Source organism: Frigoribacterium sp. R86507 (assembly GCF_044597695.1).
Lineage (GTDB): Bacteria > Actinomycetota > Actinomycetes > Actinomycetales > Microbacteriaceae > Frigoribacterium.
On the sequence record NZ_CP139002.1, the window covers coordinates 2,002,465 to 2,017,848 of the forward strand.

The 15,384-nt window shown below is 68.8% G+C and carries 10 protein-coding genes and 1 tRNA gene; 3 read left to right on the top strand and 8 right to left on the bottom strand.

The annotated features are described in order from the left end of the window. Positions 1 to 19: 19 nt before the first annotated feature. The 3 genes from SJY14_RS09515 to polA form a co-directional block, all read right to left on the bottom strand. Positions 20 to 1,216, bottom strand: coding sequence for a PTS mannitol transporter subunit IICB (locus SJY14_RS09515; protein ID WP_054146077.1), 1,197 nt, complete (start codon positions 1,214 to 1,216; stop codon positions 20 to 22). A gap of 113 nt (positions 1,217 to 1,329) precedes the next feature. Beyond that, a complete protein-coding gene (locus tag SJY14_RS09520) occupies positions 1,330 to 2,091 on the bottom strand; it encodes a DeoR/GlpR family DNA-binding transcription regulator (RefSeq protein ID WP_054146076.1) in 762 nt (253 codons plus the stop codon). 376 nt (positions 2,092 to 2,467) lie between these two features. Continuing rightward, positions 2,468 to 5,140 (bottom strand): DNA polymerase I, encoded by a 2,673-nt coding sequence (polA, locus tag SJY14_RS09525; RefSeq protein WP_071254582.1) that lies wholly within the window; start codon positions 5,138 to 5,140, stop codon positions 2,468 to 2,470. 186 nt (positions 5,141 to 5,326) lie between these two features. Between polA and SJY14_RS09530 the strand changes: the two genes are divergently transcribed. Then, on the top strand, positions 5,327 to 5,677 hold the full coding sequence (locus SJY14_RS09530; RefSeq protein ID WP_235472223.1) for a PaaI family thioesterase: 351 nt from the start codon (positions 5,327 to 5,329) through the stop codon (positions 5,675 to 5,677). A 60-nt stretch (positions 5,678 to 5,737) separates the two neighbouring features. Here SJY14_RS09530 and SJY14_RS09535 read toward each other — a convergent pair whose 3' ends face one another. Continuing rightward, on the bottom strand, positions 5,738 to 6,343 hold the full coding sequence (locus SJY14_RS09535; RefSeq protein WP_043592796.1) for an ANTAR domain-containing response regulator: 606 nt from the start codon (positions 6,341 to 6,343) through the stop codon (positions 5,738 to 5,740). A 39-nt stretch (positions 6,344 to 6,382) separates the two neighbouring features. Between SJY14_RS09535 and SJY14_RS09540 the strand changes: the two genes are divergently transcribed. Further along, positions 6,383 to 6,468, top strand: a tRNA-Leu gene (locus SJY14_RS09540). Between the two features lie 313 nt (positions 6,469 to 6,781). Beyond that, a complete protein-coding gene (locus SJY14_RS09545) occupies positions 6,782 to 6,985 on the top strand; it encodes a cold-shock protein (RefSeq protein ID WP_043592793.1) in 204 nt (67 codons plus the stop codon). A gap of 124 nt (positions 6,986 to 7,109) precedes the next feature. Here the strand turns inward: SJY14_RS09545 and SJY14_RS09550 are convergent, their stop codons facing one another. The 4 genes from SJY14_RS09550 to gltB all read right to left on the bottom strand — a co-directional run bounded on the left by SJY14_RS09550 (position 7,110) and on the right by gltB (position 15,376). Continuing rightward, positions 7,110 to 7,736, bottom strand: a complete 627-nt coding sequence (locus SJY14_RS09550; RefSeq protein WP_071253371.1) for a hypothetical protein — start codon at positions 7,734 to 7,736, stop codon at positions 7,110 to 7,112. Positions 7,737 to 7,821: 85 nt separating this feature from the next. Then, on the bottom strand, positions 7,822 to 9,270 hold the full coding sequence (gene pyk / locus SJY14_RS09555) for a pyruvate kinase (protein WP_071253373.1): 1,449 nt from the start codon (positions 9,268 to 9,270) through the stop codon (positions 7,822 to 7,824). 78 nt (positions 9,271 to 9,348) lie between these two features. Then, on the bottom strand, positions 9,349 to 10,806 hold the full coding sequence (locus SJY14_RS09560) for a glutamate synthase subunit beta (RefSeq protein WP_071253375.1): 1,458 nt from the start codon (positions 10,804 to 10,806) through the stop codon (positions 9,349 to 9,351). Further along, entirely contained in the window at positions 10,799 to 15,376 is a 4,578-nt protein-coding gene (gene gltB / locus SJY14_RS09565; RefSeq protein WP_071253377.1) for a glutamate synthase large subunit, read from the bottom strand. The genes SJY14_RS09560 and gltB overlap by 8 nt, the downstream gene beginning before the upstream one ends. Positions 15,377 to 15,384 lie beyond the last annotated feature (8 nt).

Below are 15,384 nucleotides of genomic sequence, written 5' to 3' on the forward strand. Positions count from 1 at the left end.
GACTGGTGGTGCGGGCGGGCTAGGCGGTGGGTGCCGCGGTGCCCTTGCTGGTGGCCTTGTTGGCCGCGGTGGCGGCCTGGGCGTCGGCGAGAGCCTGCTCCTGCGCGGCGGCGTCCTCGGCACGGGCCTCGCGGTTCTCCTTGCGGCCGAAGCCCATCAGGAGGGACGAGACGACGAACGAGACGGCCGCCGAGAGCAGGATACCCAGGTAGATCGGGAGAAGGTCCCCGCGGGCGGCGACGAGCGTGTAGGCGATGATGCTGCCGGGCGACGCGGGACCGACGAGGCCGACGTTGAAGAGCGCGAAGGTCGCGATGCCGGTCGCACCACCGAGGACGGCGGCGACGAGCAGGATCGGCTTCATGAGCACGTACGGGAAGTAGATCTCGTGGATGCCGCCGAAGAAGTGGACGATGATCGCGGCCGGGGCCGACGGGCGGATGGCGCGCGGACCGAAGAAGAGGTACGCGAGGAGGATGCCGAGGCCCGGGCCGGGGTTCGACTCGAGCATGAAGAGGATCGACTTGCCGGCCTCTTGCACCTGCGTGCCACCGAGCGGCGTCAGGATGCCCTGGTTGATGGCGTTGTTGAGGAACAGCACCTTGGCGGGCTCGATGATGATCGACGCGAGGGGCAGCAGGCCGCGGTCGACGAGGAACCCGACGGCGCCGCCGAAGACGTTCGTGATCGCTGTGGTGACCGGGGCCAGGCCGAAGAAGGCCAGGACGCCCATGGCGCCACCGATGATGCCGAGCGAGAAGTTGTTGACGAGCATCTCGAAGCCGGACTTGATGCGGCCGTCGACGAGCTTGTCGAACTGCTTCAGGACCCAGGCGGCGAGCGGGCCGACGATCATCGCGCCGAGGAACTGAGGCACGTCGGTCGCGACGATGACGCCCATGACGGCGACGGCACCGATGACGGCACCGCGCTGACCGTGGACCATGCGACCACCCGTGTAGGCGATCAGGATCGGCAGGAGGTACTTGATGATCGGGCCGACGAGACCGGGCCACGGCGTGCCGTCGGACATCTCGCCGAAGCCGCCGAGCTGGGGAACCGGCGTCCAACCGGTCTGGATGAAGAGGGCCGTGATGAGGCCCCAGGCGATGAAGGCGCCGATGTTCGGCATGATCATGCCGGCCAGGAAGCCGCCGAAGCGCTGGACGCGCGCTCGGGCTCCCGTACCGGTGACGGTGGGGGTGAATTCGGACATGGTGAGGACTTCTCCTTGTTGCTCTCAGCGACGAGAGGGGTGTGAGGTGGTGGAGGTGGTGTGAGGTGCTGTGGTGCGTCGGGGTGGTACGAGGGTGGCCGGTCGGACTCGCGTCATGCGATCACGACCCGGGGGCCGGCCTGCTCGACGTCGTCGGCCAGCTCGGCGTCCACGCCGGAGTCGGTGATGACGGTGTCGACGTCGGTGAGTGGCGCGACCTTGGCGAAGTCCTCGCGACCGAACTTGGTGTGGTCGGCGAGGACGACGGTGCGTCGTGACGCGGCGATGAGTGCGCGCTTGACCCGCGCCTCCGCCAGATCGGGGGTGCTGATGCCGCGCTCGACCGACACGCCGTTCGTGCCGATGAACGCGACGTCGGCGAAGACGTCCGCGATCTGGGCCCGCGTCCAATCCCCCACCGCCGAGTACGTGCGGGTGCGGATGAGCCCACCGAGCAGGTGCAGCGTGACGTTCGGTCGGCTGATCAGGATGGTGGCGACGGCGAGGGAATGCGTGACCACGGTCAGCTCGCGGTCGAGGGGCAGCAGTTCGGCGAGACGGATGGTCGAGGTGCCGGCGTCGACGATGATCGAGCCGCCGTCGGGCAGTTCGTCGAGGGCTGCCCGAGCGATGCGCTCCTTCTCGGAGGCGGCGGTTCCCTCGCGGTCGACCACGGGGGGCTCGATGCCGAGCCGCTCCATGGCGATGGCGCCCCCGTGCACGCGGCGCAGCACGCCCCGGCGCTCGAGAGCCGTCAAGTCACGGCGCACGGTCTCGGGCGCGACGGAGAGCTCTCGTGCGAGACCGGCGACCTCGACCCGGCCCCGGGACAGGGCGGTGTCGAGGATCTGCTGGTGACGCTCCGGTGCGTACATGGGAGACCTCGTCGTCGGACTGCACGGTCGCCTCGAGGGCTGACCGGTGGTGCGGAAGTGCGGAAAGAGTTCAACTGCTGTTGATCTGCGCTTATATAAGTCCGTTTGTGTGGCCCGGTCAAGTCTGTGCCGCGTGTCGTGTCCGTTTGTGCCCGAGTCGAGGGCGTTTCGCTGCCCGATGGGCAGTCGATTGCCCGAGGAGCGGGCATCGGGTGCCCGAGCGGGGCCGCCCGGGCCGGGGATCGGGGACGAGGGGACGCGAAGGACGAGGAAGGGAGGGCTTCGAACCGAAGGGCGACCCGCCCCGACGGCGACGCTCCGCCGCCGAGCGCGGGCCCTGGATGGGGCGCCTGTGCGGGGATGCGGAGTCGCCGGCTCAGTGGGCGGCTGCGTCCCAGCTCTCGCCGAGGCCGACGCTGACGTCGAGCGGCACGCGCAGGTCTGCAGCGCCGCTCATGCGACGGCGGACGATCTCGCGCACGTCGTCGACCTCGCCCGGTGCGACCTCGACGATGAGTTCGTCGTGCACTTGGAGCAGCACGCGCGAGCTCATCTCTCGCTCGTCGAGTTCGGATCGGACACCGAGCATCGCGATCTTCATGATGTCGGCCGCCGATCCCTGGATCGGCGCGTTCAACGCGGCTCGCTCGGCGTTCTCGCGCAGGACGCGGTTCGGGGACTTGAGGTCGGCGAAGGGGCGGCGACGTCCGTAGATGGTCTCGGTGTAACCGTCTTCGCGTGCCTGCTCGACGACGTTGCGCAGGTACTCGCGTACGGCACCGAACCGGGCGAAGTAGTCGGTCATGAGCTGACGTGCCTCGGCCGTCTCGATGCGCAACTGCTTCGACAGGCCGAAGGCGCTGAGCCCGTAGGCGAGGCCGTAGGACATGGCCTTGACCTTCGTGCGCATGGCAGGCGTGACGTCGGCGGGTTCCACCCCGAAGATGCGGGCGCCGACGAACCGGTGCAGGTCTTCGCCTTCGTTGAATGCCTGGATCAGCCCCTCGTCACCCGAGAGGTGCGCCATGATGCGCATCTCGATCTGCGAGTAGTCGGCCGTGAGGAGCGTCTCGTAGTCGGGGCCGTGCACGAAGGCCGCGCGGATCTCGCGACCGACGGCGGCCTTGACGGGGATGTTCTGGAGGTTGGGGTCGACGGACGAGATGCGCCCGGTCGTCGTGCCCGTCTGGTCGTAGGTCGTGTGGATGCGGGCGTCCTCGGCGATCGACTTCTCGAGGGTCTCGATGATCTGGCGCAGCTTCGTCGCGTCGCGGTGCTTCAACAGCAGGTCGAGGAAGGGATGCGGGTGCTTTTCTTGCAGATCGGCCAGGGAGGCGGCGTCGGTCGAGTAGCCCGTCTTGGTCGCCCGGGTCTTGGGCATCTCGAGCTGCTCGAACAGCACCTCTTGGAGCTGCTTGGGCGAGCCGAGGTTGACCTCTCGTCCGATCTCGCCGAAGGCGGCCGACTCCAACTCGCCGGCCTGTTCGCCCAACCGCAGCGAGAGCGCCTTGAGCGTTTCGCGGTCGGCGGCGACGCCGGTGAGCTCCATGTCGCCGAGCACCGGGACGAGCGGCAGCTCGATCTCGGTGAGCACCCGTCGAGAGCCTTCGTCGAGGGCTGCCACCAGCGACGCGGACAGTCGGAGGACGTACCAGGCCTCGGAGGCCACGTTGACGTCGTCGTCGTCGGACACGAGTTGGTTGGGGTCGCCGACGGGCAGGGTCTCGCCCAGCTGTTCGTAGACGAGGTCGGAGAGCGTGAAGGAGGTGCGGCCCGGGCGCAGCAGCCAGGCGGCGACCCGGGGGTCGCCGACGATGCCCGTCAGAGTGAGGCCGGCGCGGGACAGCGCCTTGTAGGCCCGCTTGGCGTCGTGGACCACCTTGGGCGTGGCGTCGTCGAGCCAGGCCTCGAGGGCCACGTAGTCACCGCGTCCCGCAGCCCAGGGCACGTACGCCGACTCGTCGAGGGACGAGATGCCGAGCCCGACGATGCCGTCCGCGCCGTACTCGACCGTCAGGCCGACGGGCTTCTCGGGATCGGACGCGTGTTTCTTCAGCCAGAAGGCGAGTTCTTCGTCGATGAGGGTCCGGACGACGGGGAGGCCCTCGGGCGCCGCCGTCACGGCCGCCTCGCCCGAGTTCGCGGCAGACGAGTCGGTCGATTCCGACAGGGCAAGGACGCGGTCGAGCAGCGTGCGGAACTGCAGCTTGTCGAACAGCTCACGGACGGCGGCCTCGTCGATGCCCCGGCGTTCGAGGTCGCCGGGCCCCACCGGGAGCTCGACGTCGGTGACGAGCCGGTTCAGTCGGCGGTTGCGGACGGCGTTCTCTTTCTGCTCGCGCAGCTTCTGCCCGACGACGCCCTTGATCTCGTCCGCTCGCGCGATGATCTCGTCGAGACCGCCGTAGAGGTTGATCCACTTGACGGCGGTCTTCTCCCCCACCTTGTCGATGCCGATGAGGTTGTCGCTCGTCTCGCCGACCAGCGCGGCGACCTCGGGGTACTGGTGGGGCTCGATGCCGTAACGCTCGAAGACCTTGTCGCGGTCGTACCGTGTGAGCTCGCTGACACCTCGGGCCGAGGGGTAGAGGAGGGTGACGTCGTCGTTGACCATCTGGATGGCGTCGCGGTCGCCGGAGACCACCAGGACCCGGTAGCCGTCGTCGCGACCGCGGGTGGCGAGGGTCGCGAGGATGTCGTCGGCCTCGAAGTCCTCTTTCGTGATGGTCGTGATGCCCATGGCGTGCAGCGCCTCTTGCAGGAGCGGGATCTGACCGACGAACTCGGGAGGGGTCTCGGACCGGGTGCCCTTGTACTCGGGGTACTCACGGGTGCGGAAGGAGAATCGGGAGATGTCGAACGCGACGGCCAGATGTGTCGGCTTCTCGGCCTTGAGCAGGCTGAGCAGCATCGAGATGAAGCCGTGGATGGCGTTGGTGTGCTGGCCCTCGCGGTTCACGAAACTGTCGACCGGCAGGGCGTAGAAGGCCCGGAAAGCGAGGGAATGGCCGTCGATGACCAGGAGGGTAGGCTTCGTGTCGTCCGTCACCACGTCAGCCTAGCGGGCACCCCCGACACCGTCGCCGGGCGCCTCGGACCCATCACCCGGAGAACCATGAGCAGTCCGACCGCCGTCCCGAACGACGCCGAGAGGACCGTCTCGTCCGACGCGTCCCTGAGCGACGCCGCCGTCGAGCTGTTCCGCCGTCGGGGTGTCGGCGCGCTGGCCGAGAAGATGGGCATCGTCATCGACGAGATGAGCGCCGAGCGGGCCGTGGGCCGGATGCCCGTGGAGGGAAACACGCAGCCGGTCGGCATCCTGCACGGTGGCGCGCACGTCGTCCTGGCCGAGACCCTCGGATCGGTCGCGGCGAACGTGCACGCCGGAGCCGGCCGGGTGGCCATGGGCATCGAACTCAACGCCAGTCACAGTCGGTCGGCCGCGACCGGCTGGGTGACGGGCACCTGCACGGCCCTGCACCTCGGCTCCACCCTGACCACGCACCAGGTCGTCATGACCGACGACCGCGGCCGCCTCCTGTCGACGGTCCGCATCACGAACTTCCTCACGGACGCCCGAGACTAGGTCGCCGACGAGAGAAGGCCCGCCCCCATCGTCGGGGCGGGCCTTCTCTCGTCGCGGCGACTACTTCTTGGCGCTGAGCTGCTCGATGATCGCCTGGGCCACGTCGTGCATCGTCAGACGGCGGTCCATGGACGCCTTCTGGATCCACCGGAAGGCCTCGGGCTCGGTGAGCCCCATCTTCTCGTTCAGCAGGCCCTTCGCCCGGTCGACGAGCTTGCGGGTCTCGAACCGCTCGACCAGGTCGGCGACCTCGGCCTCGAGCGTGATGATCTGTGCATACCGCGAGAGGGCGATCTCGATCGCCGGCAGCAGGTCGTTGGGCGTGAAGGGCTTCACGACGTAGGCGAGGGCGCCGGCCTCGCTCGCCCGCTCGACGAGTTCTTTCTGGCTGAACGCGGTCAACAGGACGACCGGCGCGATGTGCGCCTTCGAGAGCCGCTCGGCGGCGGAGATGCCGTCCAGCTGGGGCATCTTGACGTCCATGATGACGAGGTCGGGGCGCAGCTCGGTCGCGAGGGCGACGGCGGTCTCGCCGTCTCCGGCCTCGCCCACCACCTCGAAACCGTTGTCGCGGAGGATCTCGACGATGTCGAGGCGGATGAGGGACTCATCTTCGGCCACGACGACGCGACGGGGTGCTGCTGGGGTTGCTTCCTGGTCACTCACGACGTGAAGCCTACGGTATTGTCGACCTGGTTGTTGTGCGCCGGATTGGCGGAATGGCAGACGCGGAGCACTCAAAATGCTCTGTCCGTGAGGGCGTGTGGGTTCGAGTCCCACATCCGGCACCAGCCCCGGCGCGAACGAGCACCAGCCCTGTCGCGAGCATGCCGACGAGATGTGGATCTCCTTGTCTCGTCCGGCCGTCGAGGCGACACGCCGACACGAGTTCTGCTCAGAGGGTGTGCCCATGGGCCTCCGTGCACTACGCTGATGGAACTGGTTGTTGTGTTACGCATTTGTATCTCGCGACGTGCCGAAGGCCTCCTCTCACCGAGAGGGGTTCCGACGGTGGCGTCGTTCTCAGAGGGAGCGGACAAAAAGGCACCGCGACGAGCGATCTCGAAATCGGGATCGACAACTCTGATTGAAGGAAATAGAAAAATGGCAACAGGCACCGTTAAGTGGTTCAACTCCGAAAAGGGCTTCGGCTTCATCACCCCCGACGACGGAACCACTGACGTCTTCGCGCACTTCTCCGCGATCGCCGGCGACGGCTACCGCAACCTGGAAGAGAACCAGAAGGTCGAGTTCGACACGGCTCAGGGCAACAAGGGCCTCCAGGCCGAGAACATCCGCGTCATCTGACTCGGTGGCGTCCTCGTGACGCCGTCAGTCGGCGGGCTCGCCCGCCACTGAACCGAAAGCCCCGATCCGCTCACGCGGGTCGGGGCTTTCTCCGTCCCCGGCTCGAGTGCGGGGGTGCGCGACGTCAGGGCAGGGGAAAGCCGAGGAGGCGCGCCACCGGTTCGTAGTCCCGGCTCGCCGTCCGGTAGGCGGACTCCCACTCGGCGATCCGTGCTCCGGCCTCGCGGGGGTCGGTGAACCGGTCGTCGTCACCGCCACCGGCGACGAGGGCTTCGCGGGCGTCGCGGTACCGGCTGGTCAGGGTCGACCAGAGGACCAGTTCGTCCCCGGTGGAGTCCTCGGGAGCCGCGCGGGCCACGTCCCAGGGGACTTCGACGGCCGGCAGGCGTCGATCCGACGGATTCGGGGCCGCGACCGCTGCTGGCTGGTCGCCCGCTCCGTCGTGGAAGATCGTCCTGGTGCCGATGGCGAGCACGGCCCCGACCACGGCGCCCAGGACGAAGACGAGCGCCAGGGCCCAGATGCCGTCGACCCGCCAGACGGTCGCGGCCACTCCCCCGAGGAACGAGCCGCCGACGAGGGCACCGAGGGCCGCCCACCGGCCCGGCCCCGCGCCTCCTCGGCTGGTCTCCTGGATCTCGGCTCCGAAGCTGCGTCGTGTCTCGGCCACGCCGTGACCGCTCCACGACGGCACGACGTACAAGCGGGCCTCGACTTCGAAGCACGAGGGGTGTCGGGCGTCCACGGACATGCGGTGAGCGTACGCCCCGCCGACACGACGAAGCCGGGACGATCCGGTGGGATCGCCCCGGCTTCGCCAGGAATGTCGCGGTGTGTCAGGGCTGCGACGCGTACGCCGGGGCGGCCTCGCCGTGGGCGTCGCCCACACGGTGCACCCGGAGGTCGTTCGTCGAACCCGCGATCCCGGGAGGGGACCCGGCGATCACGATGACCTTGTCGCCCGACTCGGCGAGATCGTTGCCGAGGAGGATGTCGTCGACCTGCGCGAACATCGCGTCGGTGTGCGTGACGGTCTCGACCAGGTAGGACTGCACGCCCCAGCTGATCGCCATGCGGCGACGGATGGCCTCGTTGGGCGTGAAGGCCAGGATGGGGATCGAGTGGCGCAGACGCGACATGCGACGGACCGAGTCACCCGACTCGGTGAAGACGCAGAGGAACTTCGCCTGGACGAATTCGGCGACATCGGCCGCGGCCAGAGTGATGGCACCGCCCTGGGTGCGAGGACGGGTACCCAGCGGGGGGATGCGCTCGAGACCGTGCTCTTCGGTGGAGGCGACGATGCGCGCCATGGTCTGCACCGTGATGACGGGGTACTCGCCGACGCTCGTCTCGCCCGAGAGCATGACCGCGTCGGTGCCGTCGAGGACGGCGTTGGCGACGTCGGAGGTCTCGGCGCGCGTGGGGATCGGACTCGAGATCATCGACTCGAGCATCTGCGTGGCGACGATGACCGGCTTGGCCATACGACGAGACAGCTCGACCGCGTGCTTCTGCACGATGGGCACGGCCTCGAGGGGCAGCTCGACGCCGAGGTCGCCGCGGGCGACCATGATGCCGTCGAACGCGTCGATGATCGCCTCGAGGTTGTCGACGGCCTGGGGCTTCTCGATCTTCGCGTAGACGGGGACCTTGCGGCCCTCTTCGGCCATGATCTCGTGCACGCGCACGACGTCGTCCGCGTCCCGCACGAACGAGAGGGCGATCAGGTCGGCACCCAGCTGGAGGCCCCAGCGCAGGTCGGCCTCGTCTTTGTCGGAGAGGGCGGGGACGTTGACCGCCACGCCCGGGAGGTTGATGCCCTTGTTGTTCGAGACGGTGCCGGCGACGACGACCTCGGTCGTCACGACGGTCCCGTCGGTCTCGAGGACGCGGAGCTTGACGCGGCCGTCGTCGATCAGGAGCGGGTCGCCCGCCTCGACGTCGTCGGGAAGGCCCTTGAACGTCGTGCCGCAGATCTCTTTGGAGCCCAGGATCTCGTCGGTGGTGATCTTGAAGACGTCGCCGACCTCGAGGTCGTGCGGGCCGTCGGCGAACTTGCCGAGACGGATCTTGGGGCCCTGCAGGTCGACGAGGACCGCGACGGCGCGGCCCGAATCGGCGGACGCCTGGCGGACGTTCGCGTAGACGCCCTCGTGGACGTCGTAGCTGCCGTGACTGAGGTTCATGCGGGCGACGTCGACGCCGGCGTCGATGATCGCCCGGATGTCGTCGTAGCTCGACGTCGCCGGCCCGAGGGTGGCGACGATCTTTGCGCGTCTCATGTGTTCCGTTCGTGTGGGGGGAAAGGGGGTGGGACGACTACAGCCCGACTCCCACCCTATTCCCGTCGGAAGGCCGGATCAGACCGAGATGGACCGATCGGTGGGCTTCACCGGGAAGGGCAGCACGGTCTCGCCCTCGAGGTAGGCGTCGACGGCCGAGGCCGTGGCCCGACCCTCGGCGATCGCCCAGACGATGAGCGACTGCCCGCGACCGGCGTCACCGGTCACGAAGACGCCGGGCTCGCCGGTCTCGTACGTGGCGCCGCGCTCGAGGGATCCGCGACCGTCGAAGGTGAGCCGCAGCTGCTCTTCGATGGTGTCGCGCTCGGGCCCGGTGAAGCCGAGCGCGAGGAGGACGAGGTCGGCGGGGACCTCGCGCTCGGTGCCGGCCTTGGGAACCCGCCGGCCGTCGACGTACTCGGTCTCGGCGACGCGGATGGCCCGCACCTCTCCGACCTCGTTCGTCAGGAACTCGACCGTCGAGGCCAGGAAGACCCGCTCGCCGCCCTCTTCGTGGGCACTGGACACCTCGAACAGCGTGGGGAACATCGGCCACGGCTGGGCCTCGGGGCGTTCTTCGGGTGGCTGCTGACCGATCGCGAGGTTGGTCACCGAGAGGGCACCCTGACGGTGTGCGGTGCCGATGCAGTCCGCACCGGTGTCGCCGCCGCCCAGGACGACGACGTGCTTGCCCTCGGCCGTGATCTGGTCGGCCACCGTGTCGCCCGCACCGGACTTGTTCTGCTGCACGAGGTAGTCCATGGCGAAGTGGATGCCGGACAGGTCGCGTCCCGGAATGGGCAGGTCGCGGGGAACCGTGGCCCCCGTCGCGACGACGACGGCGTCGTATCGGGCCCGGAGGTCGTCCCAGGCGATGTCGCGGCCGATCTCGACCCGGGCGCGGAAGCGCGTGCCCTCGGCCTGCATCTGGGCGATGCGCTGCTCGAGTTGCTTCTTCTCCATCTTGAAGTCGGGGATGCCGTAGCGCAGGAGACCGCCGATGCGGTCCTCGCGCTCGTACACGGCGACCGTGTGGCCCGCGCGGGTGAGCTGCTGGGCGGCGGCGAGTCCGGCGGGGCCCGAACCGACCACCGCGACCGTCTTGCCGGTCAGGCGCTCGGGCGGGTGCGGGGTGACCCAGCCGTTGGCGAAGGCCTGGTCGATGATCGAGACCTCGACCTGCTTGATCGTCACCGGGGGCTGGTTGATGCCCAGCACGCAGGAGGACTCGCACGGCGCGGGGCAGAGACGACCCGTGAACTCGGGGAAGTTGTTGGTCGCGTGCAGACGCTCGATGGCCTGACGGCCCTCGCCGCGCCACATGAGATCGTTCCACTCGGGGATCAGGTTGCCCAGCGGGCAGCCCTGGTGGCAGAACGGAACACCACAGTCCATGCAGCGGCCCGCCTGACGACGGAGTTCACCGCTCTCTTGTTGCTCGTAGACCTCTTTCCAGTCCATGAGCCGGACCGACACGGGTCGGCGCTTGGGCAGCTCGCGGGACTGCGTCTTCAGGAAGCCTTTGGGGTCAGCCACCGGTCACCTCCAGGATTCTCTTCCATGTCTCGTCGCCATCGGGGTCGAGACCCTCGTCGACGGCCGTCTGCCGGGTGGCGAGGACGGCGGCGTAGTCGCGGGGCAGCACCTTGACGAACTCGGCCACCGTGGCGTCGAGGTCGTCGAGCATGCGCCGAGCCACGGGTGATCCGGTCTCGGCCAGGTGCCGTCGCAGCAGATCGGTGAGGATCTCGACGTCGGCGCTGCCGAGCGGGTGGAGTTCGAGTTCACCCGAGGTGAGCGCCTCGGCGTTGACCCGTTCGGGCTTGAGCCGGTGCACGTAGGCCGTGCCTCCCGACATGCCCGCACCCAGGTTGCGGCCCGTGTTGCCCAGGATGACGGCGAGGCCGCCCGTCATGTACTCGAGCGCGTGGTCTCCCACGCCCTCGGCGACCGCGCTGGCCCCGGAGTTGCGGACCAGGAAGCGCTCCCCCACGATGCCGCGCAGGAACATGCTGCCCTGGGTGGCACCGTAGCCGATGACGTTGCCGGCGATGACGTTCTCCTCGGCGGCGAACGCGCTGCCGCGGGGCGGGCGCACGACGACGTTGCCGCCGGAGAGGCCCTTGCCCACGTAGTCGTTGCTGTCGCCCTCGAGTCGCAGCGTGATGCCGGAGGGCAGGAAGGCGCCGAGCGACTGACCGGCCGAACCGCTGAGGTTGATCTCGATGCTGCCGTCGGGAAGCCCGTGCTCGCCGTGTCGCAGGGTGACCTCGTGCCCGAGCATGGTGCCGACCGCGCGCTCGGTGTTGCGGATGGGCAGGGTGATCTCGACGTGTCCGCCGTTCTCGAGCACGTCGGCGCTGCGCTCGATCAACTGGACGTCGAAGTGCTCGTCGAGGCCGTGGTCCTGCGTGGTGTGGTTGCGGCGGGGCTCGTCATCGGCGAAGGTCGGCCCGACCAGCACCGGGGCGAGGTCGAGACCCGAGGCCTTCCAGTGGTCGACGGCGCGGTCGACGTCGAGGACGTCCGTCCGGCCGACGGCCTCGTCGAGGCTGCGGAACCCCAGGGCGGCCAGGTACTCGCGCACCTCCTGAGCGAGGAACTCGAAGAAGTTGACGACGAACTCGGGCTTGCCCGAGAAACGGGCACGGAGCTCGGGGTTCTGCGTCGCCACGCCCACCGGGCAGGTGTCGAGATGGCAGACCCGCATCATGATGCAGCCCTCGACGATCAGCGGCGCCGTCGCGAAGCCGAACTCCTCGCCACCGAGCAGGGCCGCGATGAGGACGTCGCGACCGGTCTTCATCTGACCGTCGACCTGCACGACGACACGGTCGCGCATCCCGTTGAGCATCAGGGTCTGCTGGGTCTCGGCCAGGCCGATCTCCCAGGGCGTGCCCGCGTGCTTCAGCGAGTTCAGAGGACTGGCGCCGGTGCCCCCGTCGTGACCGGACACGAGCACGACGTCGGCCAGTGCCTTCGTGACCCCCGCCGCGACCGCGCCGATTCCCGACTGGCTCACGAGCTTGACGTGGACGCGGGCCTTGGGGTTGGCACGTTTGACGTCGAAGATGAGCTGCTTCAGGTCTTCGATCGAGTAGATGTCGTGGTGCGGCGGCGGCGAGATGAGGCCGACGCCCGCCGTGGCGTGTCGGGTGCGAGCGACCCACGGGTAGACCTTGGTCGGCGGCAGCTGACCGCCCTCGCCGGGCTTGGCGCCCTGCGCCATCTTAAGCTGGATGTCGGTGGCGTGCGTCAGGTACATGCTCGTGACGCCGAACCGGCCGGAGGCCACCTGCTTGACGGCGCTCCGGCGCTCGGGATCGAGCAGCCGGTCGACGTCCTCACCGCCTTCGCCGGTGTTGGACTTCCCACCGAGACGGTTCATCGCGATCGCGAGCGTCTCGTGTGCCTCTTGCGAGATCGAGCCATAGCTCATCGCCCCCGTCGAGAACCGCTTGACGATCGCCTCGATGGGCTCGACCTCGTCGAGCGGTACGGGCGGCCGCACGCCGTGCTTGAGCCGGAACAGCCCGCGCAGCGTCATCAGCTGCTCGGCCTGGTCATCGACCAGCTTGGTGTACTCACGGAAGATGTCGTAGCGGCGCGTGCGCGTGGCGTGCTGCAGCCGGAACACGGTGTCGGGGTTGAAGAGGTGACGTGGACCTTCGCGGCGCCACTGGTACTCGCCGCCCGTGGCCAGCCGCTCGTGGGCGATGACGGAGCCGTCGCTGGGGTAGGCGCTCGTGTGACGCTGCTTGTTCTCGGCCGCGATGACGTCGATCCCGACGCCGCCGAGCATCGACGAGGTTCCGGTGAAGTAGGTGTCGACGAACTCCTGGCTGAGGCCCACGGCCTCGAACGCCTGCGCCGCGGCGTAGCTCGACACCGTCGAGATGCCCATCTTCGACATGATCTTGAGCACGCCCTTGCCGAGCGCCTTGATCAGGTTGTGCACGGCGTCCTCGGGGCTCAACCCGGTGATCATGCCCGCGCGCACGAGGTTCTCGCAGGTCTCCATCGCGAGGTACGGGTTGACGGCGGACGCACCGTAGCCGATCAGGGTGGCCACGTGGTGCACCTCGCGCACGTCTCCGGCCTCGACGATCAGGCCGACCTTCATGCGGTTCTCGGTGCGGATCAGGTGGTGGTGCACCGCGGCGATCATGAGCAGCGACGGCACGGGCGCGAAGTCGGCGTTCGAGTCGCGGTCGGAGAGCACGATGAACTCGGCGCCGGCCTCGATGGCGTCGTCCACCTCGTTGCACATGGCGGCGATCCGCTTCTCGAGCGCCCGCGGACCCTTGTCCGCCCGGTAGAGCCCACGGATGGTCGACGTCTTGCGGGACCCGGGGCTCGGGTCGATGTGCTGGATCTTCGCGAGCTCGTCGTTGTCGATGACCGGGAAGTCCAGGATCACCTGACGGGCGTGCTCGGGGGTCGCGGCGAGCAGGTTCCGCTCGGGTCCGAGGCCCAGCTTGAGCGACGTGACCACCGACTCGCGGATCGAGTCGAGCGGCGGGTTCGTCACCTGGGCGAACTGCTGCGTGAAGTAGTCGAACAGGAGGCGCGGGCGCTCCGACAGGACGGCGATCGGCGTGTCGCTCCCCATGGCCCCGAGGGGCTCGGCACCGGTCTTCGCCATCGGGGTCAGCAGGATGCGGACCTCCTCTTCGGTGTAACCGAAGGTGCGTTGACGCCGGGTGACCGACGCGGGGGTGTGCACGATGTGCTCGCGCTCGGGCAGCTCGGAGAGGTGGATGCGCCCCTCGGCGAGCCACTCGCCGTACGGCGCGGCCGTGGCGAGGTCACGCTTGATCTCGTCGTCCTCGATGATGCGCCCGGCCTCGGTGTCGACCAGGAACATCTTGCCGGGACGGAGCCGGCCTTTGCGGACCACCTTGGCGGGATCGACGTCGATGACGCCGATCTCGCTCGCGAGGACCACGAGGCCGTCGTCGGTGACGAGATAGCGGCCCGGTCGCAAGCCGTTCCGGTCGAGGGTGGCACCGACGTGCGTGCCGTCGGTGAACGTGATGGCCGCCGGACCGTCCCACGCCTCCATGAGCATGGAGTGGTACTCGTAGAAGTCGCGCAGGGTGGGGTCGATGTCGACCTGGTTCTCCCAGGCCTCGGGCACCATCATCATGACCGCGTGCGGCAGCGACCGGCCGGTGAGGCTGAGCAGCTCGACGACCTCGTCGAACGACGCCGAGTCACTCGCTCCCGGGCTGACGATCGGGAGGATGGGCTTGAGGTCGCCGATCAGCTCGTTCTCGAGCTGGGACTGACGGGCGCGCATCCAGTTGCGGTTGCCCCGTACCGTGTTGATCTCGCCGTTGTGCGCGATCATGCGGAACGGTTGCGCCAGCGGCCACGACGGGAACGTGTTCGTCGAGTAGCGCGAGTGCACGATGGCGAGCTTCGACGCGAAGCGCTCGTCGCTCAGGTCGGGGTAGAACGGCTCCAGCTGCAGCGTGGTGACCATGCCCTTGTAGACCATGGTCCGGCTGCCCAGCGAGGTGAAGTAGGCCGAGAGCTTGCGCTCGGCACGCTTGCGCAGCCGGAACGCCTGACGGTCCAGCGCGACTCCGGCGAGCGGGACGCCGTCGGCGTCGTGGTGCCTGCTGGCGACGAAGAGCTGCTCGAAGGCGGGCATGGCGTTGCGCGCGAGAGTGCCCAGCTCTTCGGGTCGCACGGGGACCTCGCGCCAGCCGAGCACGTCGAGGTGCTCGAGGTCGGCGATGCGCTCGATGCCCGTCTTCAGCTCGGAGCGCTCCTGGTCGTCGAGGGGCAGGTAGGCGATGCCCACCGCGTACTGGCCTGCCGGCGGCAGGTCGAAGTCGACCTCGTGACGGAGGAACTCGTCGGGCACCTGGCAGAGGATGCCCGCACCGTCGCCGGTGCCGGCGTCGGAGCCGACGGCACCTCGGTGCTCGAGGTTCCGGAGGGCTCGGAGGGCGGTGTCGACGATGTCGTGGCCAGGGGTTCCGCGGAGGGTCGCGACCATGGCGAGGCCGCAGGCGTCCTTCTCGTTGCGCGGGTCGTAGAGGCCGCTGGCCTCGGGGACCGTGCTGAACTGCTGGTGGGCTGGCGTGAGAGCCATGGAATCCG